We start from the raw sequence: 24,168 nt of genomic DNA, 5'->3' as shown, positions 1-24,168 counted from the left end.
GCACCACAAGGCAGCGCGTTGATTTCACTCGACTCCATCCCGCCGGACCGCCCCGTTCTGATCGCAGGGCCGACCGCCTCGGGCAAATCGGCGCTGGCGCTTCGCATCGCCGAGGCGCAGGGCGGCGTGATCATCAACGCCGATGCGCTGCAGGTCTACGAGGGCTGGCGCATCCTGACCGCCCGCCCCTCCCCCGAAGAGGAGGCGCGCGCACCCCACGCGCTTTACGGCCATGTCCCGTTCGGGGCGGAGTATTCCGTCGGCGACTGGCTGCGCGCGCTGCGCCCGCTCCTGTCCGGCGCGGCCCGCCCGATCATCGTCGGAGGCACCGGCCTCTACTTTCGCGCGCTGACCGAAGGGCTGGCCGAGATCCCGGCGATCCCGCCCGAGGTCCGGGCCGAGGCCGACACGATGCCCGACGCGGGCCTGCTGGCCGCGCTCGACCGGGTCGACCCGGTGCTGGCCGCACGCATCGACCGGCAGAACCGCGCCCGCGTGCAGCGCGGCTGGGAGGTCTGGCGCGCCACCGGCCGCCCCCTCAGCGCGTGGCAGGCCGAGACGGCCGCGCCCGACCTGCCGCTTGCGCAGACCGTGCCGCTGGTGATCGACGCCGACCGCGACTGGCTCAACGACCGCATCGCGCGGCGCTTCGACAGGATGCTGGACGAGGGCGCGCTGGAGGAGGCGCGCGCCAACCTGCCGCGCTGGGACACGGCGGGCGGCGCGCGCAAGGCCATCGGCGCGCCCGAGCTGATCGCGCATCTGCGCGGCGAGATGACGCTGGCACAGGCGCGCGAGGCCGCCATCATCGCCTCGCGCCAATATGCCAAGCGTCAGCGCACCTGGTTCCGCGCCCGGATGGGCGGCTGGACGTCGGTTCGCCTGCCCTGACCGGCGACCGCCTTGCATATTTCGAACCTGCGCCGCAGCTTGGCCCCATGGCCGAGTCACACCGCTCCTTCTCCGTCCTGTCGCTGGGCAAGCTGCGCATGCAGGAGGCGTGGCGGCTGGAACACCTGCACAGCCAGACCCGCCACCGGCTTTACTGGGTGACGCGCGGACAGGGCCGCGTGACGGTCAACTGCATCACCCGCGGGTACGGGCCCAACACCGCCGTCTTCGTGCCCGCGGGCTGCCAGATGGCGCTGGAGCTGCCGAGCCAGCTTCAGGGGCTCGAGCTGTCGCTGCCGCCCGAGGCGGAGCTGCACCTGCCCGAGGCGCCCTTTCACCTGCGCATCTCGCATATCGAGGCGCAGGCGAGCCTGACCAGCCATGTCGAGAAGATCGAGCGCGAGCTGTCCGCCCGCGCCCCGGCGATGGACCGGGCGTTGATGGGCTACGGGCTGCTGATCTCGGCCTGGATGCAGCGCGAACTGGGCCGGGCCGAGGGCGCCATCCTGCGCGAAAGGACGCACCGCCTCGCCGAGCTCTACGCCGAGAAGATGGAGGCGCAATTCCGCTCGGGCCGGGGCGTCGCCGACTATGCCGAGGCGCTGCAGGTCACGCCGACGCACCTGTCGCGCGTCTGCAAGGACGCCGCCGGCCGCCCAGCCCATGCCCTGCTGGTCGAACGCGTGATGCACGAGGCCCGCCGCCTGCTGCGCGACACCGACATGCCGGGCCGCGAGATCGCCCAGACCCTCGGGTTTTCCTCGGCGGCCTATTTCACCCGCGCCTTCCAGCAAGCGACGTCACACACGCCCAGCGAGTTCCGCGCTGCACCGCGTCGCTTCTGAGCTGTGCAGGTGCAGAAACCCGGAAAAAGGGTTGCGAGCGACGGCCATGTCGTTTTTGTTGGGGGTGGGTGTCGCAAACGATGCCAAACCATTCGCAACCGGCGATTGACGAATATCGAATTCTGCTGACGACTGGGCCCGTGGGTTCAGCTTACGTCTCGTAAGGGGCGGCGAAACGTCAGACCGAAGAAACAACCAAGTCAAGCAACACCACAGGGAGAACATACATGTTGCCAACGACAACCCAGCATCTCGAAAACCATCCGGTCGCCGAGATGTATGCCGAGGAGTACAAGGCAGGCCAGCTCAGCCGCCGCGAATTCCTCGTGCGCTCGACCGCGCTGGGCGTTTCCGCCGCGGCGGCCTACTCGATGATCGGCCTCAGCCCGGCCATGGCCGGTGGCCACATGGTCACGCCGCCGATGGGCGGCAGCCTGCGCATCCAGATGGAGGTGCGCGCCCAGAAGGACCCGCGCACCTACGACTGGTCGCAGCTGGCCAATGTCGTGCGCGGCACGCTCGAATACCTCGTCGAAAGCCGCGCCGACGGCTCCTTCGCCGGTGTCCTGCTCGAAGGCTGGGAAGCCAACGAGGACGCCTCGCAATACACCCTGCGCGTGCGTCAGGGCGTGACCTTCAACAACGGCGACGCCTTCACCGCCGAGGACGTGGCCGCCAACTTCCGCGGCTGGTGCGACGCCACGGTCGAGGGCAACTCGATGGCCGCCCGCATGGGCGCGCTGGTCGACCCCGAGACGAACCAGGCGCGCGAGGGCGCGATCGAGGTTGTCGACGACTACACCGTCGTGGTCACCTTCCCGGCCTCCGACATCACGCTGATCGCGGGCATCGCCGACTATCCGGCCGCCGTGCAGCACCGTGACCTGATCGGCACCAACCCGCTGGATCACGGCGTGGGCACCGGCGCCTACCGCGTCACCGATTACGAGGTCGGCGTCTCGGCCCGGCTCGAGAAGAACCCCGATCACACCTACTGGGGTGACGCCTATCTCGACGAGATCGTCTTCATCGACCTCGGCCAGGACCCGGCGGCATGGTTCGCGGGCGCCGAAGCCGGTGAATTCGACATGACCTACGAGACCGTGGGCGAGTTCGTCGATCTGTTCTCGGCAATCGGCTGGACCCAGTCGGAAGTGGTGACCGCCGCGACCGTCGTGATCCGTCCGAACCAGAACAACGCGCCCTATGACAACGTCATGGTGCGCAAGGCGATCCAGCTTGCCGTCGATCCGCAGGTCTGCCTCGACCTCGGCATCAACGGCCAGGGCATCGTGGCCGAGCATCACCATGTCTGCCCGATCCACCCGGAATACGCCGAGCTGCCGCCGCTGACCGTGGACAAGGACGCCGCAGCGGCCATGCTGGCCGAAGCGGGTCACGCGGACCACGTCTTCGAGATCGTGTCGATCGACGACGACTACCGCCGCAACACCACCGACGCCGTCGCCGCACAGCTGCGCGATGCCGGCATGACGGTGGAACGGACGGTCATCCCCGGTTCGACCTTCTGGAACGACTGGACGACCTACCCGTTCTCCTCGACGAACTGGAACCACCGCGAACTTGGCGTGATCGTTCTCAACCTCGCCTATCGCTCCGGCGTGGCGTGGAACGAGTTCGGCTACGCGAACCCCGAGTTCGACGCGCTGCTCGACCAGGCGAACGGCATCGCCGACGCCGACGGGCGCCGCGAGGTGATGGCGCAGCTCCAGCAGATCCTGCAGGAGGACGCCGTGACGCTGCAGCCCTACTGGCGGTCGCTGTTCCGGCATTACCGTGACGGGGTTCTCAACGCGGAGATGCATCCGAAGTTCGAGATCAACGTCCACTATCTCGGCGTCGAGGCCTGATCGACGCAAGCGGCGGCCCGGAGAACCCCTCCGGGCCGCCGTCCCCGGACAGGGCGCAGCCCTGCCGATCCTGACCGAGGCCCGCGACAGAACGGGCCATGCCACGCCGCACCGGCACAGCTCTAACGACAGGGGACTTCATGGCATTCTTCATCCTGCGCCGCGTCGGCGTGATGGTGCTTACTGCCCTTTGCCTGACCTTCGTGGTCTTTTTTCTCACGAACCTTTACCCGAACCTCGAAAAACTCGCCAAGACGCAGGGCAATGCCCGCATGACCGACACCGAGGTCGCCAGCTGGATCGACCGCAACGGCTACGGCGGCCCGATGATCCTGCGATACGGCGAATGGCTGGGCGTGATGCCCGGCTGGGTGCGCGAGGACCCGGTGAACGGCGAATGGCGCGGGCGCTGCCTCGAGCGCGGCCAGACCCCGGAGGACGCGCCGCGCTATTGCGGGCTGCTGCAGGGGGATCTCGGCTTTTCCACCGTCTCGGATGACGAGGTGTCGAACATCATCGGCGGCCGTCTCGCCCTGACCGGCGTCCTGATGTTCTGGGCCTTTGCCGTCATGGTGCCCTCGGCGCTGCTGGTGGGCGTGCTGGCGGGGATGCGCGAGGGAAGCCGCCTCGACCGAAGTCTGTCGACGCTTGCCATCGGATCGACCGCGACCCCGGAATACGTCTCGGGCGTTATCTTCATCGTGTTGCTCGCTTCCAGCCAGGCGGGACTGTCGCCGCTGCTGGTCGAATGGGGCTGGCTCGATGGCGGCACGCTGTTCCTCGGCTCGGCGCGCTCGGCGATGGACGGGCCGAATTTCTGGAACTTCACCCTGCCGGTGATGACCATCGCGCTCTACGGCATGGGCTACATCGCGCGCATGACCCGCGCCTCCATGGCCGAGGTGATGACCGCGCAATACATCCGCACCGCGCGGCTGAAGGGCGTGAGCTTCCGCAACATCGTGCTGAAACACGCGCTGCGCAATGCGCTGATCGCGCCCTTCACCGTCATCATGCTGCAGTTCCCCTGGCTGCTGACCGGCGTGGTGATCGTCGAGACGCTCTTCAACTACAACGGCTTCGGCTGGACACTGGTGCAAGCCGCCTCGAACAACGACATCGAGCTGCTTCTGGCCTGTTCCATCGTCGCCGTCTTCGTCGTGCTGGTGACGCAGCTCATATCCGACATCGGGTATGTGTTCCTGAACCCGCGCATCCGCATTTCCTGAGGGAGGACCATAGATGGAACCCTTGAGCTGGTCCGGCGCGCTCGGCCCCTTCCTCAACCCGCTGATGCTGGCCGCCGTCGTGGTCTTCGTTGCGGGCTTTCTCGCCAATACCGTGATGACCCTTGCGGGCCTGCGGGCGGGCGAGATGGTGGTCAACCCCGACCACACGCTCAGCCTGCGGCGCACGCCCGTCGATTACGCGCTGATGTCGATGAAATACGCGGTGCTGCTGGTGCTCGCCTGCTGCCTTGTCTACGTGGTGGCCGGCGTCGTGATCGCCGCGCCCGAAACCACGGGCATCATCGGCGCCATGGCCGCGCGGCTCACGCCGGTCTGGATCGCGCTGGTCGCGCTCTTTGCCGTGTCGATCACCTTCAAGCGCAAGCTCGGCCTCTACGGCAAGCTCTTCGACAGCATGATCGGCATGATCGGCTTCGGGCTGGTGATGTTCTGGATCTTCACCGCGCTCTTCGCGGGGATGGTCGCCACCCACGGGCCGATCGACGTCATCAGCCAGATGCGCAACGAACTGCCGGGCTCGCCCCTGCCCTCGCCCGAGGACGGACAATACGCCTGGTATCTTCTGGGGGGCGACAACCTCGGCCGCGATGTCTTCAGCCGGATGGTCTACGGCTCGTTCGAGGTGCTGAAGATCGCGCCCCTTGCCACCCTCTTCGCCTTCATGGTCGGCATCACGCTGGGCCTTCCGGCAGGCTATTACGGCGGCAGGCTCGACACGGTCATCACCTTCATCGCCAACCTCGTGCTGGCCTTCCCGGTGATCCTGCTCTTCTACCTGCTGGTGACACCCGAGATCGTGGCGGCGGGCGTTCCGAACTACCTGTCGCTGGTGCTGTTCATCTTCCCGCTGCTGTTCCTCGTGGTGCTCTTCAACTCGCGCTACAGGACGCAGCCGCCGGTGCGCAACGTCATCGTCTCGGTCGTGCTGGTGCTGGGCGGTCTGGCCTACCTGTCGCTCATCTCGGACAAGTCCGACCCCGATCTACCGTTGCTCTTCCGGCTCTGGCCCGAGGCGCTGGACCTCTTCGACATCCCCGGCAACCTGCTGATCGTCTTCGTCTCGGTCGTCTTCGTGAACTCGCCCACGGTGTTCCGCATCGTCCGCGGCATCGTGCTCGACATCAAGACGCGCGACTACGTGGCCGCGGGCCAGACCCGTGGCGAAGGCCCGTGGTACATCATGCTGTGGGAGATCCTGCCGAACGCCCGTGGCCCCCTGATCGTCGATTTCTGCCTGAGGATCGGCTACACCACGATCCTGCTCGGAACGCTGGGCTTCTTCGGCCTCGGCGTCTCGCCGGAATCACCTGACTGGGGATCGACGATCAACGAGGGCCGCCGCCTTCTGACGATCTACCCGCATCCCGCCCTGCCCCCGGCGCTTGCCCTCATGAGCCTCGTTCTTGGCCTGAACCTCTTGGCCGACGGGTTGCGTGAAGAAAGCCTGAGGGACTGAAGATGCAGAATTTTCGCATGAAAATTCGCACCCGCCGAAATCTTCGGACGAAGATTTCGGCGGGCGGACAACCGAACACGAGGGAAACCCGCCATGCTCGATGAAACCCCCGATCCCTCCAGCGTCGTTCCCGAAACCTACGACGGCCCGATCCTCGAGATCGAGAACCTCTCGATCTCCTTCTTCACGCGGCTGCGGGAAATCCCCGCCGTGATGGACTTTTCCACCAAGGTCATGCCCGGCGAGGCGATGGGCCTTGTGGGCGAGTCCGGCTGCGGCAAGTCCACCGTGGCGCTTGGCGTGATGCAGGACCTTGGCGTGAACGGCCGCATCGTCGGCGGCTCGATCAAGTACAAGGGCCGCAATCTCAACGAGATGAGCCAGGAGGAACTGCGCGCGATCCGCGGCCGCGAGATCGCCATGATCTACCAGGAGCCGATGGCCTCGCTCAATCCCGCCATGCGGATCGGCCGGCAGCTGATGGAAGTGCCCATGATCCACGAGGGCATCTCCGAGGCCGAAGCCTACAAGCGCGCCCTCGAGGTCGTGACCGACGTGCGCCTGCCCGACCCCGAACGGATGCTGCGCTCCTACCCGCACCAGCTGTCCGGCGGCCAGCAACAGCGCATCGTCATCGCCATGGCGCTGATGTCGAAACCCTCGCTCCTGATCCTCGACGAGCCGACCACCGCGCTCGACGTGACGGTCGAGGCAGCCGTGGTGGACCTGGTCAAGGATCTCGGCCGGAAATACGGCACCTCGATGCTGTTCATCTCGCACAACCTCGGCCTCGTGCTCGAGACCTGCGACCGCATCTGCGTGATGTATTCCGGCGAGGCGGTCGAGACCGGCTCGATCACCGATGTCTTCGACCAGATGCAGCACCCCTACACGCAGGCGCTGTTCCGCTCGATCCCTCTGCCCGGTGCCGACAAGACCCAGCGCCCGCTGGTGGCCATTCCGGGCAATTTCCCCCTGCCCCATGAACGCCCGCCGGGCTGCAACTTCGGACCGCGGTGCGACTACTTCCAGCAAGGGCGCTGTGACGCGCAAGAGATCCCGATGGTCGGCGTGCCGGGCAATGACCGCCACGCGACCCGCTGCCTGCGCCACGAGGAAATCGACTGGGACGCCCCGCTTGCGGCCGCGGTGGAACAGGCCGGCACCGAGAAGGGCGACGTCGTGCTGCGGGTCAACAACCTCAAGAAATATTACGAGGTCGCGGCCAGCGCGCTGTTCGGCGGCGGCGACACGCGGGTCGTGAAGGCGAACGAGACGCTCAGTTTCGAGGCCCGCGAAAGCGAGACGCTGGCCATCGTGGGCGAGTCGGGCTGTGGCAAGTCCACGCTCGCCAAGGTGTTGATGGGGCTCGAGACGGCCACCTCGGGCGAGGTCCATCTCGGCAACCGCTCCATCGGCAACACCGCCATCGAGGACCGCGGCACCGACACGGTGTCCTCGATCCAGATGGTGTTCCAGAACCCGTTCGACACGCTCAACCCCTCGATGACCGTGGGCCGCCAGATCATTCGCGCGCTCGAGGTCTTCGGCATCGGCGCATCGGACGCCGAGCGGCGCAACCGGATGCTGGAACTTCTCGACCTCGTGAAACTGCCCCGCGCCTTCGCCGACCGCATGCCGCGGCAGCTGTCGGGCGGGCAGAAGCAGCGCGTCGGCATCGCGCGCGCCTTTGCGGGCGACGCGCGGATCGTGGTGGCGGACGAACCCGTCTCGGCGCTCGACGTCAGCGTGCAGGCCGCGGTGACCGACCTGTTGATGGAGATCCAGCGCACCCAGAAGACGACGCTTCTGTTCATCTCCCACGACCTGTCCATCGTGCGCTACCTCAGCGACCGGGTGATGGTGATGTATCTCGGCCACGTGGTCGAGATCGGCGAGACCAACCAGGTCTTCAGCCCGCCCTACCACCCCTATACCGAGGCGTTGTTGTCGGCCGTTCCGATCGCCGACACCAAGGTGAAGAAGAAGCACATCGTGCTCGAGGGCGACATCCCCTCGGCGATGAACCCTCCGCCGGGTTGCCCGTTCCAGACGCGCTGCCGCTGGAAATCCGAGGTGCCGGGCGGCAAATGCGAGACCGAGGTGCCGCCGATGGTGACGCTGGCCGAGGGGCACCAGGTCAAGTGTCACCTGTCGCGTGAGATCCTCGAACGGATGGAACCGGTCATCACCTTCGACGCGGCGGAATAAGCGCCGTCGGCGCTCAGGGCACCTCGTGCCCGAGCGCCGCGGTGTAGATCTCGAACCAGGTCTGCCGATCAAGCGTCACTTTAGCCGCGTCGCCCAAGCCCTTGATCCGGCGCAGGTTGTTGGTTCCCATCACCGGCAGGATCAGCGCCGGATGCCGCAGCAGCCAGGCGACCGCCACGGCCTCCGGCCCCACGCCCGCCTCCGCGCCGATGCGCGTCAGCACCTCGCGCACCGCGGCGCCTTCGTCACCGAACAGACGCCCGCCCGCCAGCGGCGACCAGGCCATGATCGGCACGGCTTTCTCCTGCATCCAGGCGACCTCGCCATCGGTCAGCGGGGCATGATGCATGACCGACAGCTCGACCTGGTTGGTCGCCAGCGGCACCTCCATCGCCGATTGCAGCAGCGACCAGTCATGCCGCTTGAAGTTCGACACGCCGACCGCGCGCACCTTTCCGGCAGCCACCAGCGTATCGAGCGCATGGCCCGTTTCCTCGTGGTTCATCAGCGGATCGGGACGGTGTATCAATAGCAGATCAATCACCTCGATCCCCATCGCGCTCAGCGATTGTTCGACCGAAGCGGTGATGTGATGCGCCGAGGTGTCGTAGTATTTCACCCGCCGGTCCGCGTAGCGGCCCACGGGCGCGATGATGTCGCATTTGGTGACGATCTCGATCTTGTCGCGCAGGCCGGGGGCCGCCCGCAGCGCATCGCCCAGGATCGCCTCGGCGGTGTAGCCGCCGTAGATGTCGGCCTGGTCCATCGTCGTGATGCCCTGTGCGAGGCACGCCTCGATCTTGGCCTGAACATGCGCGGGCGAGGTATCCGCGTCATCACCCAGCCGCCACATGCCGTAGACGATGCGGCTGACATCAAGCGGCCCTACTTTCACACGATCCATCAGCGTCTCTCCCCAATCCCCAGTGGTGTGGCGGGCGTGCTCGCGGGCACCCGCCCGTATTCATGCGGCAGCGAGCAGGTCTTCAGCTCCGGCATCACCAGCCGCCCGAAATGCTCGCATTCGTCCATATGCGGATAGCCCGAGAAGATGAAGGCCCGGATGCCCATCTTGCGATAGGCCTCGATCTCGGACAGCACCTGGTCGGCGGAGCCCACCAGCGCCGCCCCGCAGCCCGAGCGCGCGCGACCGACGCCCGTCCACAGATGCGGTTCGACATAGCCGAACTTGTCCGCAAGCTCCCGCGCCTTGGCCTGGTGGCTGACGCCGAGCGACCCTGAGTCAAGCGCCCGCTCGCGGATCAGCTGCCCCAGCTCGTCGTTGAGCTTCGAGGTCAGATGCTCCGCATACTCCCGCGCCTCGGCCTCGGTGTCACGGACGATCATGTGAACGCGCAACCCGTAGTCGAGCGTTCTGCCATATCTTTCAGCGACTTGGTGGACGTCCTTCATCCTTTGCGCGAGCATCTCCTTGGGCTCGGGCCACATCAGGTAGACGTCGCAATGCTGCCCGCAGAGCTCCAGCGCGTCGGGGGAATATCCCCCGAAATACAAGAGCGGCCCGCCGGTCTGGTAGGGCTTGGCCGGGTCGGTCGTCAGCCCTTTGAAATCATAGACTTGGCCGGTGTAGTTGATCTGATCTTGGGTCCATGCCTGCTTCAGGATCTCCACCACCTCGCGGCTGCGCTGGTAGCGAAAGCCGCTCTCGGCCTTCTCGCCCGGAAAATCCGACGAGATGATATTCACCGTCAGCCGCCCCTCGAGCATGTGGTCGAGCGTGGCGAGGGTGCGCGCCAGCATGATCGGCTGCATCTCGCCGCAGCGCACGGCGGCAAGGAAGTTGATCTTGTCGGTGATCGGCGCGCAGCCCGCGACGAAACTCAGCGTGTCCTGCCCCACCTGGTAGGAGGACGGGCACAGGATGTTGCGGAACCCCTGTTTCTCGGCCGCCTTCACGATGCCCGAGCAATGCGCCCAGCTGGAACGCAGCCGCCCGTCGGGCACGCCGAGAAACTCGTAATCGTCCGAGCAAAGCGCCGCGAACCAGCTGACTTCGCTGGCGTCGAGATCGGGGGACGTGACGGGAACGACGGTCATGATGCGGCCCTCCCAAGCCTTGTGACTGGACAAAGGCGTAGCGCGGCGGGCACACTGGATCAATGGTGTATCAATCGGCGGAAACCAAGGGGGGCCGCGATGCAGGGGGCCTTGCCCAGCTACCTCAGGATCGCCGAGGCGCTGACCCGCGACATCGGCGCGGGGCTGCTGCGCCCCGGTGACAAGCTGCCGACCGAGCGCACGCTGGCCGCGCAGCACGGCGTGACGGTGACGACGCTGCGCAAGGCGCTGGCCGTGCTGACCGAGCGCGGTCTGCTGGAGCGGCGTCAGGGGTCGGGCAACTACATCCGTCCGGGCGAAGGCGCGCAGGGCACCTATGCACTCTTCCGGCTGGAACGCCCCGAGGGCGGCGGGCTGCCCACCGCCGAGCTGATCACGCTGACCCGCCGCGACAAGCCCGCCGATCTGCCCGATCTCGGCTCGGACGCGGCCCAGGCGTGGAACATCCGCCGGTTGCGCTCGCTCGACCACCAGCCCGTCGCGGTGGAGGACATCTGGCTCGACGGCCGTTTCGACGGCGCGCTCACGCCCGAGCGGGTCTCGGAATCGCTCTACCGCAGCTACCGCGAGCGTCTCGGCCTGCAGATCGCCCGCGCCGAGGACCGGCTGTCTGCGGGCGCCCTGCCCGGTTGGGCCGCCACCCGGCTGGGTCTGCCCGAGGGCGCGATGATGGGGCTTGCCCAGCGTCGCGCTTTCGACGCAGATGGGCGAATTGCGGAGGTCTCGACCACCTGGTTCGACCCCGCCCGCGCGGCCTATGTCGCGCGCATTCCGTGACGCGCAAGGGTTGGGAGGCCGCGCATGACACGATACGGCATCATCGGGTCCGGCATGATGGGGCAGGAGCATATCCGCAACATCGCCCTTCTGACCGAGGCCGAGGTTTCGGCCTTTGTCGAGCCCGATCCGGGCATGGCGGCGGCGACCCAAGGCCTTGTGCCGATGGCGGCCAATTGCCCCGACATCCCCAGCCTTCTGGCGCGCAACGACGTGGACGCGCTGGTCATCGCCTCGCCCAACCACATGCATGTCGGCCAGTTGAAACAGGTGGCGGGGCTGCGCCCCCTGCCCGTGCTGGTGGAAAAGCCGCTTTACACCGACGAGGCGCAGATCCCCGAGTTGCAGGAGATCATGGCGGCCTATCCCGCGCCCATCTGGGTGGCGATGGAATACCGCTACATGCCCCCGGTGCAAAAGTTCCGCGAGATGGCCGCAGAGGCCACCGGCGGCATCCGCATGCTCACGATCCGCGAGCACCGCTTTCCCTTCCTGACAAAGGTCGGCGACTGGAACCGCTTCAACCGCAACACCGGCGGCACGATGGTCGAGAAATGCTGCCATTTCTTCGACCTGATGCGCCTGATCCTCGAGGATGAACCGGTGCGCGTGATGGCCAGCGCCGGGCAGGCGGTGAACCACCTGGACGAGGCCTATGGCGGCGAGACGCCGGATATCTGGGACCACGGCTATGTCATCGTCGATTTCGCGCGCGGCGCGCGGGCGATGCTGGAGCTGTGCATGTTCGCCGAAGGCTCCCGTTACCAGGAGGAGATCTCCGCCGTCGGCCCCGCGGGCAAGATCGAGGCGCTGGTGCCGGGGCCCACGCGGTTCTGGAACTTCGACCACGGGCCGGCACCCACGCCCAAGGTCGTGGTCAGCCCGCGCAGCCCCGCAGGCCCGGTCGAGCATGAGGTGCCGGTGGACCGGCAGCTTTTGGCCGCAGGCGACCATAACGGGGCCACGTATTACCAGCACCAGCGCTTCCTCGAGGTGATCCGCAGCGGGCGGCGGCCCGAGGTGACGCTCGCCGATGGGGCCAACGCGGTGCGGATGGGACTGGCCGCGCAGGAGTCGGCGCGGACAGGACAGGCGGTTTCGCTGGTCTGAGCTTCGGCATAGATTGGGCCACATGACACCCCGGATCGACATCGGCATCGACGGCGGCGGCACCGGCTGCCGCGTGGCGCTGTCGGTCGCGGGCGGCCCGGTGCATGAGACACGCGGCGGCGCGGCCAATATCGTGACCGACCCTGCAGGGGCCGAGGCGGCGATCCGGCTGGCAATGACCGAGGCGTTGGCGGCCCATGGCCTCGGGCTGGATGCATTGGCCGAGGCCCGCATCTGCGCGGGCCTTGCCGGTGCGCGCCTGCCGGGCGAGGCCGACCGCTTCGCCACCCGCCTGCCCTTTCTCGCCTATGTCGTGGACGACAGCGTGACCGCCTTGGAGGGCGCGCTGGAGGGGGCCGAGGGCACGTTGGCAAGCCTTGGGACAGGCAGTTTCTTCATCTCGAAATCGGGCGGTCGTGTGACCCATGTCGGCGGCTGGGGCTTCCGCCTCGGCGACGAGGGGTCCGCCGCATGGGCGGGCCGGATGGCGCTGTCGCTGGCCCTGCGCGTGGCCGATGGCCGCCTGCCCGCCGACCCCTTGGCCGAGGCGCTGATGGCCGCCTGCCCGCCGCACCCCGTCCTCTGGGCGCGGGAGGCGACACCGGGGGATTTCGCGCAGCTGGTGAAGCTGGTCGTGGCGCATCCCGAAAGCGCGATCTCAGCAAGCGTGCTGGCCGCGATCCTCGGGGCCTTGCGCGAGGGGGTGGAGGCCGTGGGCCACGCCCCCGGCGCGCCCTGGGTGCTGACCGGGGGCTTGGGCGAGATGCTGGCGGGCCGCCTGCCCGAGGACCTGCGCGAAGGGCTGCGCCCGGCGTCGGGGCGTCCGCTTGACGGCGCGCTCAGGCTGGCGCGGGGCTTGCCGTGAGCTGGCTGACCGGTCTGGACCTGCTCGACGGGGCGGGCCTGCGCCGCAACATGGCGCTGCGGGTCGCGGGCGACCGGCTGGCCGAGGTGGCGGCGTTTGACGGGCAAAAGGGCACCGACCTGTCCGAGGGCGGCGCGCGGGCGCTGGTGACGCCGGGGCTGTTCGACCTGCAGGTCAATGGCGGCGCGGGGCTGATGCTGGGCGACTGCCGGACGCCCGCCGACGTGCTGACCATCGCCGCGGCCCATTGGGCCAGCGGCACGGCGGCGATCCTTCCCACGCTGATCTCGGACCGGCCCGAGGTGACGGCCCGCGTGATCGACCTCGTCGTCGCGGCGCAGGCGCAGGCGGAGACGCAGGCAACGGGGGCGTTGCCGGGCCTGCATCTCGAGGGGCCGCATCTGGCCATCGCGGGGGCGCATGACCCGGCCTGCCTCCGGCCCATGACCGACACCGACCTCGCGCTCTATGCCGAGGCCCGCGCCCGGCTCGGCCGCCTGCTGATCACCGTCGCGCCCGAAGTGGTGCCGCCCGCGCAGATCGCCGCGCTGACGGCGGAGGGCATTACCGTGGCGCTGGGTCATACCGCATGTGACAGGGATTTGGCCGAAAGCGCCTATGCGGCGGGCGCGGTCATGGCGACGCATCTCTTCAACGCGATGTCCGGGCTGCATCACCGCGCGCCGGGGCTGGTGGGGGCGACGCTCGACCGGGGCGCCCCCTTCGGGCTGATCGCGGACGGGGTGCATGTGGACCCCGCGGTTTTGCGCGTGGCGCTGCGCGCCAGCCCCGGCGCGGCGGTTCTGGTCTCGGACGCGATGGCGGTCGCGGGAACCGGGGCGGAGCGGTTTACCTTGGCAGGCCGCGAAGTGCTGCGCCGGAACGGGCGGCTGGAGCTGGCCGACGGCACGTTGGCGGGGGCGGACCTGACGCTTGTGCAGGCGGTGGAGAATGTCGCGGGATGGCTTTTCGCCGGGATCGAGGAGGTCGCGCCGATGGGGTTCGACGCGCCTGCCCGGGTGCTGGGCATGGAGGCGCCGGAGCTGGCCGAGGGGGCGGCGGCAAGACTGCTGGTCTGGCGCGGCGGGCGCGCGGTGGCGCGGGTGGATGGGGGCGGGGTCTTGCCCGTCATGGACGGGCAAGTGCCGGGATTGCCGGGCTGAAGCCCGGCCTACGGCCCTACAACGCCTGTCCCACCAGCGTGCCGATGGCGCTGGTCGCGGCCATGGCGAGCACGCCCCAGACCATCACGCGCAAGGCCGCGCGCCTGCGCGGTGCGCCGCCCGCCTGTGCGCCCAAAGCGCCAAGCGCGCCGAGCGCCAGCAGCGTGGCACCGCCGACCCACAGCGGCAGCGTCTCGAGCGGGGCCACGGCCCCCACGACCAGCGGCACCGCCGCCCCCGCGGCGAAGGTTCCGGCCGAGACCACGGCCGCCAGCATCGGCTGCGGCGGCGACAGGTCGGTCAGCCCGATCTCGTCGCGCAGATGCGCGCCAAGCGCGTCGGCGCGCGTCAGCTCCTCGGCCACCTCGCGGGCCAAGGTCGGCGGCAGGCCGCGGGTCTCGTAGATCGCGGTCAGCTCGTCCAGCTCCCCCTCGGGGTTGAGCCGCAACTCGCGCTTTTCCTTGGCGATATCGGCGCGCTCCACGTCCTCTTGGCTGGAGACCGAGACATATTCCCCCGCCGCCATGCTGAGCGCGCCCGCGACCAGGCCTGCGACGCCCGCCAGAAGGATCGTCACGTGATCGGCCGCCCCCGCGGCCACCCCCACGATCAGCGAGGCGGTCGAGAGGATGCCGTCATTCGCCCCCATCACCGCCGCGCGCAGCCAGCCCGAGCGGCTGGACAGATGCGGCTCCAGATGCGCCGAGGGGATGCCGTGATGCGTGGGCCGCGCCATCAGCCCAGCCCCATCTTGCCGGGGTTCAGGATGTTCAACGGGTCCACCGCCCGCTTGATCGCGCGCATCATCTCCATTGCGCCCGGCCCCAGTTCGCGCTCGAGGTATTTCGCCTTGCCCTGCCCTATCCCGTGCTCGCCGGTGCAGGTGCCGCCCATGGAAATCGCCAGGTCGTTGAGCCAGCCGATGAACTCCTCGGCGCGCGCGATCTCGGCGGGGTTCTCCATGTCGATCAGCAGAAGGGAATGGAAATTCCCGTCGCCCACATGGCCCACGATCGGCGCGATGAAGCCGTCGGCGGCCAGCCGCGCCTGCGCGGCACTCACACATTCGGCAAGCCGGCTGACCGGCACGCAGACATCGGTGGAAATCCCCTTGGCGCCGGGGCGCAGGGTCAGCGCCGCCCAATAGGCATCGTGCCGCGCCTGCCACAGCTTCGTGCGGTCCTCCTCGCGCGTGGTGAAGGTGAAACCGCTGCCGCCCATCTCGGCTGCGATCCCCCCGAAGACGTCGGCCTGTTCGGTGACCGCGGCCTCGGTGCCGTGGAACTCGAGCAGCAGAAGCGGCGTCTCGGGCAGATCGAGTTTCGAATAGGTGTTCACGGCGCGCACCTGCAGCGCGTCCAACAGCTCGATCCGCGCGACGGGCAGGCCATACTGGATCGTCAGGATCACGGCGTTGCAGGCGGCCTCGACGCTCGGGAAAGAACAGGTCGCCGCGGAGATCGCCTCGGGGATGCCCTGCAGCCGCAGGGTCAGCTCGGTGATGATGCCGAGCGTCCCCTCGGAGCCGACCATGAGCCGCGTCAGGTCATAGCCCGCGCTGGTCTTGCGGGCGCGGGACGCGGTCTGCACCAGCTCGCCCGAGGGCAAGACCGCTTTCAGCGCCAAAACGTTGTCCTTCATCGTGCCGTAGCGCACCGCGTTGGTGCCCGACGCGCTGGTTGCGGCCATGCCGCCGAGCGAGGCGTCGGCCCCCGGATCGACCGGGAAGAACAGGCCCGTGTCGCGCAGATGCGTGTTCAGCGCCTTGCGCGTCACACCGGGCTGGATGACCGCGTCCATATCCTCGGGATGGACCGCGAGGATCGCGTTCATCTCCTTGAAATCGAGCGAAATCCCGCCCGCGGGCGCGTTCACGTGGCCCTCGAGCGAGGTGCCGGTGCCAAAGGGGATGACGGGGGCGCGATGGGCGGCGCAGATGCGGACGATCTCCTGCACCTCCTCGGTGCTTTGGGGGCAGATAACCGCGTCGGGCGCTTGCGTGGCAAGCCATGTGGTCGTGTGACCGTGCTGCGCGCGCAGCGCCTGCCCGGTCTCGAGCCGCGCGCCGAAACGCTGGCGCAGAACGTCCAGCGCCGTGGCGATGCCGCTCTCGTTGCGTGGCAGATCGTGAATGCCCATGCCGCCGTCCCTTCCCCGGTGCGAACCCGGCCGCACTATCCCCCCGGGCGGCGCGCTTCGCAAGACGCGGGCCTGCGGCGCAGCGCCTCTTGCCTCTGTCGATGATCCGGTCTCAGATACCCGCCGCGAGAGGGAGGACAGACATGACACGACCCACGCCCCTGTGGCTGCTTGTGGTTCTGCAGGGGGGCATCTCGGCCGCCTCGCTGGTGGTGGAAATCGTGGCGGGCCGGATGCTTGCGCCGCATGTGGGCATGTCGCTCTACACCTGGACCGCGGTGATCGCGGTCGTGTTGGCGGGTTTCTCCGCCGGGCACTGGTGGGGCGGACGGCTGGCCGCGCTGCCCGCGAACCGGGCGCTGGCCTGGACCGGCGGCGCGATCCTTGCGGCGGCGGCCACCACGGCGGCGGCGGTGCTGATCCTGCCGCTTGTCGCCGGGCCGGTGCTGGCCGTGGTCACAAGCCCCGTCTGGGGCATCACCGCGCTGACGATGGTGGTGTTCTTCTTGCCCTCCTTCTTCGCGGGCGTGCCTGCGCCGGTGCTTGCGCAGATCGCCATCACCGCGCATGCCGACCGCTCCGGCCCGGCGCTGGGGGCGATGTTCGCCTCGGGCGCGGTGGGGGCCATCGCGGGGGTGCTGCTGGCGGGCTTCGTCTTCATCGCCTGGCTCGGCTCGGCGCTGACGCTGGTGCTGGTGACCTTCGTCTATATCTTCTCGGGCCTGTTGTTCTTCTGGCTCGGCCGCTCGCGCGGCTTCGCGCTGGCGATCCTTGCGGGGGCCGCGGCGGCGGGCATGGCGGGGCTTGCGCTGGCCGCGCCTGCGCAATGCCAGCGCGAGACGCATTATTTCTGCCTGCGGGTCGAGGACCTGTCGGCCGACCCCTCAAGCCCCGTTCACCTGATGGTCATCGACCACCTCGCCCACGGCATCAGCGCGCGCGACGCGCCGCAGGTGCAATTCACCGTGCATGGCGCGATGCTCGACACGCTCACGCGCCTGCGCGCCCCGCGCGAGGATTACAGCACCTATGTCATCGGCGGCGGCTCCTTCTCGGTGCCGCGCAGCCTGCTGGCGCAGGGGGCCGGGCCGATGACCGTGGCCGAGATCGACCCAGAGGTGACGCGGCTGGCCGCCGAGGAGTTCTGGTTCGACCCCGACAGCGCCGAGATCTGGCACGAGGATGCGCGCCGCGCCATGCTGATCCGGCCGGAGGTGGAATTCGACGTGATCATCGGCGACGCCTTCACCGATGTGGTCGTGCCCGTCCACCTCATCACGCGCGAGTTTTACGAGCTGGTCGCCGCCCGGCTGACGCCCGAGGGCAGCTTCCTGATGACGGTGATCGACTACGAGGACCGGCTGGGCGCGCTCGGCTCCATCGTGCTGACGCTGCGAGAGGTCTTCCCGGTGGTCGAGGTCTGGACGCAGGCCGCCCAGCCTGCGCCCGGCGCGCGCATGGTGTTCGCCGTGGTGGCGGGCAACGCACCCACGCCGGTGGACCAGTTCACCGCGCCTGCGCCCGACCTGATGACCTTCGGCGCGCTTGGCGACGGGTTCGTGCAGGCGCTGGCGCAGGATCGCGGGATGATCCTGACGGATGATTACGCGCCCATCGACCGGCTGATGGGGCGGCCGGACTGAGGCTCAGGCAAACAGCTCGTGGCAGAGCTCCAGCGCGTCGACCAGCGCGTCGATCTCGGCCTCGGTGTTGTACATCCCCATGCTCGCCCGGCAGGTCGCCGTGACGCCCATGTGCTCCATCAGGGGCTGCGCGCAATGATGGCCCGCGCGCACCGCGACGCCTTTCTTGTCGAGCACGGTCGAGATGTCATGCGCATGGGCCGCGCCCTCGAGCGTGAAGGAGAAGATCGCGCCCTTGGACGCCGATTTTCCCTGCACGTTCAGCCAGTTCAACCCGTCGAGCCGCGCCCGCGCATACTCGGTCAGGCGGCGTTCATGGGCGGCGATGTTCTCCATCCCCACGCCCATCATGTACTCCAGCGCCACGCCAAGGCCGATCTGCTGGACGATGCCGGGCGTGCCCGCCTCGAACTTCATCGGCGGGTCGTTCCATGTGACCTCGTCGCGGTGAACCTCGCGGATCATGTCGCCGCCGCCCATGAAGGGGCGCATCTCGGCCATGCGCGCGGCCTGGATGTGCATCGCGCCCGACCCCGAGGGGCCGTAAAGCTTGTGGCCCGTGATCGCGTAGAAATCCGCGCCGAGCGCGTCGAGGTTCAGGGGCATGTGAACGGCGGCCTGCGAGCCGTCGACCAGCACGGGAACGCCCTTCGCATGGGCCGCGTCGATCACCGGTTTCACGTCGAAGACCGTGCCCAGCACGTTCGACATGTGCGACATCGCCACAAGCTTGGTCCGCGGCCCGATCGCGTCGATCACCGCTTGCGGATCAAGATCGCCGTTGGCGTCCACATCGACCCATTTCAGCACCACCCCCTGCCGCTCGCGCAGGAAGTGCCAGGGCACGATGTTGGCGTGATGCTCGGCGATGGTCAGGACGATCTCGTCCCCCGCCTCCATCCGCGGCATGGCCCAGCCATAGGCGACAAGGTTGATGCCCTCGGTCGTGCCCGAGGTGAAGACGATCTCATCCTCGTTCTTGACGCCCAAGAAGCGCGCGATGGTGCCGCGCACGCCCTCGTATTTCTCGGTGGCGAGGTTCGACAGGTAGTGCAAGCCACGGTGAACGTTGGAATATTCCATCGAATAGGCGTGGCTGATCGCGTCGATCACCACCTGCGGCTTCTGCGCCGAAGCACCGTTGTCGAGATAAACCAGCGGCTTGCCGTTCACCTCGCGCGCAAGGATCGGGAATTCGGAGCGGATCTTGTCGATGTCATAGGTCATTCAGACGGGGGGTCCTTCGAAGGTGACGCCGAGCAGGGTCAGGATCAGGCTCAGGACGAAAAGGATGGTGAAGCCCGACAGGATGGTCATCACGAAGACCATCCCGAGCGAGGTGAAGCCGTGCAGCGTGGCGATGAAATTCACGAGCAGCCAGAAGAACAGGCCGACGGCCAACATGGTGATCAACCCCGCCATCGGCGGGATCACGAGAACGGCGAAAAGCTGCAGGATCTGCACGCAGAGAAAGATGAACTGAAGCCAGACGATCAGCGCCAGCGCCTCGTCGAAGCGGCCGGTGCCGCCGAACAGGCGGCCGACATGGGTGACTGCATGGGCCATCAGGAACAGGAAGGCCCCCTGCATCAGCCCCATCACGAGGGGTGAGGCCCCGAGCGGCCCGGTCATCGCGCCGTCCTGCGGCAGGTCGGCCAGCATGTAGAGCAGGTCGCCCAGCAGCATCGACAGCACCACGACCAGCGCAAAGGCCAGCCACAGCGCCTGCCGCGGCAGGCCGAGGGACAGCACCGTCTCGGCCCCCTCGCGGGGGTTCGAGACCGTGTCGCGCGCCATGCGCAGCAGGTTGCCCATGTTCATCAGGTGGGTCATGTCGCCGTTTGCGCCTCGGGTTCGCGTTCCGCCTCGCGCAAGCAGATGATCCAGATTGTCAGAAAGGCAACCGCCCAGAGGATGCCCGCGCCATTCGCCGCGGGCCCCGGCCCGATGAAGCCCGCCACCATCCCGTAGAACAGCCACGCGGGCGAGGCCGCCAGAAGCGCCCAGAACAGCGCCAGCCGCGCCGTGTAATGGCTGCCGCGCCCCCCGAAGAGACGCGCCACCAGATGCGTCAGCCCGCCAAGCGCGTAAAGCGCGATGGGCCAGACCATCAGCCATGCGAAGAACGTGATCGCCAGCCGCGCCTGCAGCGGTGCGCCCTGGTCGGGCATCAGCGCCTCTTCGCGGGCGATGAGCGGCCATTGGCCGACGAACATCAGCCCGCAGCCCAGCATCAGGAACATCAGCGCCCGATCCTCGCGGCGGCCCATGTCCAGCAGGCGGCGCATGACCCGGCCGGGTCGCCGCCAGCTGCCCACGATATCGGTGGAAACCGGCATCTCAGCCCTTCCTGCGCCGCTCCAGCCACTGTTGCAGCCGGAGACGGATGTCATCGGCCAGCCGCTCGTCCGCGATCTCCTGGATCGCCTCGTCGAGGAAGGCCAGCACCAGAAGGTCGGTGGCAAGATCGGTCGGCACCCCGCGCGAGCGCAGGTAGAACAGCGCGGTGTCGTCGATCGCGCCGGTGGTCGAGCCATGCGAACAGCTCACGTCATCGGCGTAGATCTCCAGCTCGGGCTTGGCCTGAAAGGACGAATCCTCGTCCAGAAGCAACGACTGGCTGATCTGGTAGCCGTCCGTCTTCTGCGCGTCGGGCTTCACCAGGATCTTGCCCTGGAAGACGCCCGCAGCCCCGTTGCGCAGCACCTTCTTGAAGACCTGCCGGCTTTCGCAATTCACCGCGTCATGGGTGATGAAGACCGTGTCGTCATGGTGGAACGCGCCGCTCTTGCCGTCGCCCATCGCGGCCCCCGCGACATGCGCACTGGCGTCGTCGCCGGTCAGTTCGATCACATGCTCGTTGCGCGTCATCACGCCATTGGCGGTGAGGGTGAAGGACTTGTAGGTGCTGCCCTCGCCCAGCCGTGCGAACATGTGGGTGGCCGCGCGGCGCTCATGGTCGCGGCCCTGTGCGCGGACATGGTGGAAGGCACCGCCATCGGCCACGCTGATTTCCATGCACTTGTTGAAGCGCGCTGCCGCCGGTCCGTTCTCGAGGATGGTCAGCTCGGCCCCCTCCTCGACGCGCACGACATGGTGAAGGATCGCGTCCGACCGGTCCGAGCGGTGCAGGTAGATCAGGCTGACGGGCCTGGCGGCCTTGCCGGTGGCGCGGATCACCACGCCGTCCGTGGCAAAGGCGGTGTTGAGCGCCGCCAGCGGGCGCGCGACGGGCGTCTGCCCCGCGGCCTCGAGCTGGCCGAAGACCTCGCGCGCCCAGTGGATGTCCTTGGCCGTGGCCTCAGACAGGCGCTCGATCTCCACACCGGCAAGGCTCAGATCGTCGGACGCCCCGGCATCGAAGACGCCGTCGACGAAGACGATCTTCAACCGCTCGATCCCGTCGAACATCGCCGCCTCGTCGGTGGCGTCGAAGACGGCGGCGCGCGGGGCCTCGATCTGGGTCAGGCTCGTGGGGTCGGTGTATTTCCAATACTCGTCCCGCCGCCCCGGAAGGCCCATCGCCCGCAGCCGCGACAGCGCGTGACCGCGCGCCTCGTCGGCCCATCCGGCCCCGCCGGGCATCTCCAGCGCGTCGATGCGCGCCTCGGTCAGATCCTGTTTCGCTTGAGCGACCGCCATCACGCCACCTCGTTCAGGATGTCGGCATAACCGTTCTGTTCCACTTCCAGCGCCAGCTCGGGGCCACCCGTCTTGATGATGCGGCCATCCGCCATGATGTGCACCACGTCGGGTTTGATGTGATCGAGAAGCCGCTGGTAATGGGTGATGACAAGGAACCCGCGCCCCTCGGAGCGCAGCGCGTTCACGCCGTCCGACACCAGCTTCATCGCGTCCACGTCGAGGCCCGAGTCCGTCTCGTCGAGGATGCACATCTTCGGTTCCAGCATCGCCATCTGCAGGATCTCGTTGCGCTTCTTTTCGCCGCCCGAGAAGCCCACGTTGACGGGGCGCTTCAGCATCTCGGCGTCGATCTTCAGATCCTTCGCCTTGGCGCGGATCAGCTTGAGGAAATCGCCCGCGCTCATCTCCTCCTCGCCGCGCGCCTTGCGCTGCGCGTTGAGCGCGGTGCGCAGGAAGGTCATGTTGCCCACGCCGGGGATCTCGACCGGATACTGGAACGCAAGGAACAGGCCCGCCGCCGCGCGCTCTTCGGGTTCCATCGCCAGCAGGTCCTCGCCCTCGAGCGTGGCGGAGCCCCCGGTCACCTCGTAGCCGTCGCGGCCCGACAGCACGTAGGAGAGCGTGGACTTGCCCGAACCGTTCGGCCCCATGATCGCGTGGACGCGGCCTGCCTCGACCTCGAGATCGACGCCCTTGAGGATCTGCTTGTCCTCTTCCTCCAGCTTCACCTGCAGGTTCTTGATGCTCAGCATTGTCTTTCCCTCTCTGGTCTCGTGTGGGGTGGCTCAGGCCACCGTCATGGCGGTTGCGGCCGACATGGCGGCCGAACAGTGTTTCCTCTTGTCCCCCGTGTCGGGGTGGCCGGGCCCGTGCCGCGCGGCGGACCCCGCGGGCGGCTGGCGCGGATCACCCAGCGCGCGGTGCGACGACCGGACGACGGGAGCCACGGCGCGACCGCGCTGCAGGCCGATATCGAGATCGCGCATCGCCCTACCCCCCCGCCGCTTTCGCCGCGCCGGCAAGGTCCGGCACTTGCCCGACATAGGCCTTGGCCGCGCGCCGGTCGACCACACCGCGCGCGATCAGCAGATCGAGGCAACGCACGGCGACGTCATGGCTTTCGAAGACCGCATCGGCCAGGATGGCCATGTGCTTGAGCTGCTCGTCGGTCATCGCCTCGGGGCTGCGCAGGCTGCGCAGAAAGACCGCATCCCCGTCAAGCAGCTGGTTGGCATGGGCGCGCTGGTCGAGCTTGCCCGCCAGCCCGCCCCGCAGGGCGACGGGTTTGGCGAACATGAACTTGTGCAGGTCCATCCCCCGCGCGCGCAACGCCACCATCTGCGCGTCGAGAAGCGGCTGACCCTCGTAGAGCGGCACGAAGCCCACCTCCGAGATCACCGCGACCGCCCGGTCGAGATGACCGCGCGCGCCCTCGTAGACCATCACCTCGGCGCCCTGAACATCGATCTTAAGAAGGTCGAACTCCGGCAGCTCCTCCATCGCGTCGAGCGCCCGTGTCTCGACCTCCAGCTCGCGCTCGACCTCGAGCACGTCGCCGAACCTCTGGAACAGCGCCACCGCCGCCGGGTCGGGCCGGAACAGCGAGGTCAGCGCCGGCCCCCTCGTCAGGTGCAGCGTGCCGCGGCTGCCGTCGCCGACGGCGTGGTTGAGATAGGTCTCATGCGCGGTCTGGGTCAGCTCGGCGAAACTGCGGGCGTCGGGCTCGAAGCCCCAGACATCGCACAGCCCCGCCGCCAGAAGCTTGCGATAGGGGCTTGCGTTGACGGGGTTGGCCCCCACGTCGACGATCCGCGTCAGCCGCGCAGGCGACAGCACCCCGACCAGGGTCTCGATCCGTTTGCGGTCGAAGCGGCGTGACATCGTCCTGTCTCCCGGCCCCTGCGGTCAGCCCAGCGTCACGGCCGTGCCCGAGGCCGACACCATGAGCATGTTGTTGATGACCTCGTAATCGAGATCGACCCCGACGACTGCGGTGGCGCCCACCTGGCGCGCGCGGTCCTCCATCTCCTGCAGGGCGACGGTGCGAGCGCGGCCCAGTTCTTCCTCGTAGGCCCCCGAGCGCCCGCCGATGATGTCGGTGATCCCCGCGAAGAGATCGCGGAAGCCATTGGCCCCCAGGATCGCCTCGCCCACGACGATGCCGTGATAAGCGGTGATGCGGTGCCCTTCGACCGATGGTGTGGTGGTGACGATCATGCCGGT

At 68.1% G+C, this 24,168-nt stretch carries 23 protein-coding genes; 11 read left to right on the top strand and 12 right to left on the bottom strand.

What is annotated here, in order from left to right:
- The first annotated feature begins 18 nt into the window (after nt 1–18).
- From miaA to QQK83_RS08615, 6 genes are all read left to right on the top strand, one after another.
- Entirely contained in the window at nt 19–891 is an 873-nt protein-coding gene (miaA, locus tag QQK83_RS08640; RefSeq protein WP_284263414.1) for a tRNA (adenosine(37)-N6)-dimethylallyltransferase MiaA, read from the top strand.
- A 47-nt stretch (nt 892–938) separates the two neighbouring features.
- Nucleotides 939–1,736: an AraC family transcriptional regulator gene (locus QQK83_RS08635; protein ID WP_284263413.1), complete on the top strand. Its 798-nt coding sequence runs from the start codon at nt 939–941 to the stop codon at nt 1,734–1,736.
- A gap of 227 nt (nt 1,737–1,963) precedes the next feature.
- Nucleotides 1,964–3,607 carry an ABC transporter substrate-binding protein gene (locus tag QQK83_RS08630; protein ID WP_284263412.1) on the top strand — a complete coding sequence of 548 codons (1,644 nt, stop codon included), beginning with the start codon at nt 1,964–1,966 and terminating at the stop codon, nt 3,605–3,607.
- Between the two features lie 140 nt (nt 3,608–3,747).
- Entirely contained in the window at nt 3,748–4,836 is a 1,089-nt protein-coding gene (locus tag QQK83_RS08625; RefSeq protein ID WP_284263411.1) for an ABC transporter permease, read from the top strand.
- Between the two features lie 13 nt (nt 4,837–4,849).
- Nucleotides 4,850–6,313: an ABC transporter permease gene (locus QQK83_RS08620; protein WP_284263410.1), complete on the top strand. Its 1,464-nt coding sequence runs from the start codon at nt 4,850–4,852 to the stop codon at nt 6,311–6,313.
- Between the two features lie 93 nt (nt 6,314–6,406).
- The gene (locus QQK83_RS08615; RefSeq protein WP_284263409.1) at nt 6,407–8,524 is read left to right on the top strand and encodes a dipeptide ABC transporter ATP-binding protein; all 2,118 of its coding nucleotides are present in this window, start codon (nt 6,407–6,409) and stop codon (nt 8,522–8,524) included.
- A gap of 13 nt (nt 8,525–8,537) precedes the next feature.
- Here the strand turns inward: QQK83_RS08615 and QQK83_RS08610 are convergent, their stop codons facing one another.
- Complete coding sequence (locus QQK83_RS08610) at nt 8,538–9,428, bottom strand: aldo/keto reductase (protein ID WP_284263408.1); 891 nt, start codon at nt 9,426–9,428, stop codon at nt 8,538–8,540.
- On the bottom strand, nt 9,428–10,582 hold the full coding sequence (locus QQK83_RS08605; RefSeq protein ID WP_284263407.1) for an LLM class flavin-dependent oxidoreductase: 1,155 nt from the start codon (nt 10,580–10,582) through the stop codon (nt 9,428–9,430). The genes QQK83_RS08610 and QQK83_RS08605 overlap by 1 nt, the downstream gene beginning before the upstream one ends.
- A 99-nt stretch (nt 10,583–10,681) precedes the next feature.
- On the opposite strand from QQK83_RS08605, the gene QQK83_RS08600 reads away from it, so the two are divergent.
- From QQK83_RS08600 to QQK83_RS08585, 4 genes are read left to right on the top strand one after another with little or no spacing between them, the layout of a single operon-like run.
- Nucleotides 10,682–11,380, top strand: coding sequence for a GntR family transcriptional regulator (locus tag QQK83_RS08600; protein WP_284263406.1), 699 nt, complete (start codon nt 10,682–10,684; stop codon nt 11,378–11,380).
- A gap of 24 nt (nt 11,381–11,404) precedes the next feature.
- Entirely contained in the window at nt 11,405–12,490 is a 1,086-nt protein-coding gene (locus QQK83_RS08595) for a Gfo/Idh/MocA family protein (RefSeq protein WP_284263405.1), read from the top strand.
- 22 nt (nt 12,491–12,512) lie between these two features.
- Nucleotides 12,513–13,355 carry a glucosamine kinase nucleotide-binding domain-containing protein gene (locus QQK83_RS08590; RefSeq protein ID WP_284263404.1) on the top strand — a complete coding sequence of 281 codons (843 nt, stop codon included), beginning with the start codon at nt 12,513–12,515 and terminating at the stop codon, nt 13,353–13,355.
- Nucleotides 13,352–14,518 (top strand): N-acetylglucosamine-6-phosphate deacetylase, encoded by a 1,167-nt coding sequence (locus QQK83_RS08585; RefSeq protein WP_284263403.1) that lies wholly within the window; start codon nt 13,352–13,354, stop codon nt 14,516–14,518. The genes QQK83_RS08590 and QQK83_RS08585 overlap by 4 nt, the downstream gene beginning before the upstream one ends.
- A gap of 16 nt (nt 14,519–14,534) precedes the next feature.
- Here the strand turns inward: QQK83_RS08585 and QQK83_RS08580 are convergent, their stop codons facing one another.
- Together QQK83_RS08580 and QQK83_RS08575 are read right to left on the bottom strand one after the other, a co-directional pair.
- On the bottom strand, nt 14,535–15,254 hold the full coding sequence (locus QQK83_RS08580; RefSeq protein WP_284263402.1) for a VIT1/CCC1 transporter family protein: 720 nt from the start codon (nt 15,252–15,254) through the stop codon (nt 14,535–14,537).
- Complete coding sequence (locus tag QQK83_RS08575; RefSeq protein ID WP_284263401.1) at nt 15,254–16,657, bottom strand: FAD-binding oxidoreductase; 1,404 nt, start codon at nt 16,655–16,657, stop codon at nt 15,254–15,256. The genes QQK83_RS08580 and QQK83_RS08575 overlap by 1 nt, the downstream gene beginning before the upstream one ends.
- A 143-nt stretch (nt 16,658–16,800) precedes the next feature.
- On the opposite strand from QQK83_RS08575, the gene QQK83_RS08570 reads away from it, so the two are divergent.
- Complete coding sequence (locus QQK83_RS08570; protein WP_284263399.1) at nt 16,801–18,300, top strand: fused MFS/spermidine synthase; 1,500 nt, start codon at nt 16,801–16,803, stop codon at nt 18,298–18,300.
- Between the two features lie 3 nt (nt 18,301–18,303).
- Here the strand turns inward: QQK83_RS08570 and QQK83_RS08565 are convergent, their stop codons facing one another.
- From QQK83_RS08565 to QQK83_RS08530, 8 genes are read right to left on the bottom strand one after another with little or no spacing between them, the layout of a single operon-like run.
- On the bottom strand, nt 18,304–19,527 hold the full coding sequence (locus QQK83_RS08565) for a cysteine desulfurase (protein ID WP_284263398.1): 1,224 nt from the start codon (nt 19,525–19,527) through the stop codon (nt 18,304–18,306).
- Nucleotides 19,528–20,133, bottom strand: coding sequence for a Yip1 family protein (locus QQK83_RS08560; RefSeq protein WP_284263396.1), 606 nt, complete (start codon nt 20,131–20,133; stop codon nt 19,528–19,530).
- Nucleotides 20,130–20,639: a YIP1 family protein gene (locus tag QQK83_RS08555; protein ID WP_284263394.1), complete on the bottom strand. Its 510-nt coding sequence runs from the start codon at nt 20,637–20,639 to the stop codon at nt 20,130–20,132. The genes QQK83_RS08560 and QQK83_RS08555 overlap by 4 nt, the downstream gene beginning before the upstream one ends.
- A 1-nt stretch (nt 20,640) precedes the next feature.
- Nucleotides 20,641–21,942, bottom strand: a complete 1,302-nt coding sequence (locus QQK83_RS08550; RefSeq protein ID WP_284263393.1) for a SufB/SufD family protein — start codon at nt 21,940–21,942, stop codon at nt 20,641–20,643.
- Complete coding sequence (gene sufC, locus QQK83_RS08545) at nt 21,942–22,697, bottom strand: Fe-S cluster assembly ATPase SufC (protein ID WP_284263392.1); 756 nt, start codon at nt 22,695–22,697, stop codon at nt 21,942–21,944. The genes QQK83_RS08550 and sufC overlap by 1 nt, the downstream gene beginning before the upstream one ends.
- Before the next feature lie 33 nt (nt 22,698–22,730).
- Nucleotides 22,731–22,931 carry a hypothetical protein gene (locus QQK83_RS08540; RefSeq protein WP_284263391.1) on the bottom strand — a complete coding sequence of 67 codons (201 nt, stop codon included), beginning with the start codon at nt 22,929–22,931 and terminating at the stop codon, nt 22,731–22,733.
- Nucleotides 22,932–22,935: 4 nt separating this feature from the next.
- Complete coding sequence (locus tag QQK83_RS08535) at nt 22,936–23,826, bottom strand: FkbM family methyltransferase (RefSeq protein WP_284263390.1); 891 nt, start codon at nt 23,824–23,826, stop codon at nt 22,936–22,938.
- Between the two features lie 24 nt (nt 23,827–23,850).
- On the bottom strand, nt 23,851–24,162 hold the full coding sequence (locus QQK83_RS08530) for a heavy metal-binding domain-containing protein (protein WP_284263389.1): 312 nt from the start codon (nt 24,160–24,162) through the stop codon (nt 23,851–23,853).
- Nucleotides 24,163–24,168 lie beyond the last annotated feature (6 nt).

Source organism: Roseicyclus amphidinii (assembly GCF_030163755.1).
Taxonomy (GTDB): Bacteria; Pseudomonadota; Alphaproteobacteria; order Rhodobacterales; family Rhodobacteraceae; genus Roseicyclus; species Roseicyclus amphidinii.
The sequence above is the reverse complement of the archived record's forward strand: the minus strand, read 5'-3'. Positions and strand labels throughout refer to the sequence as shown.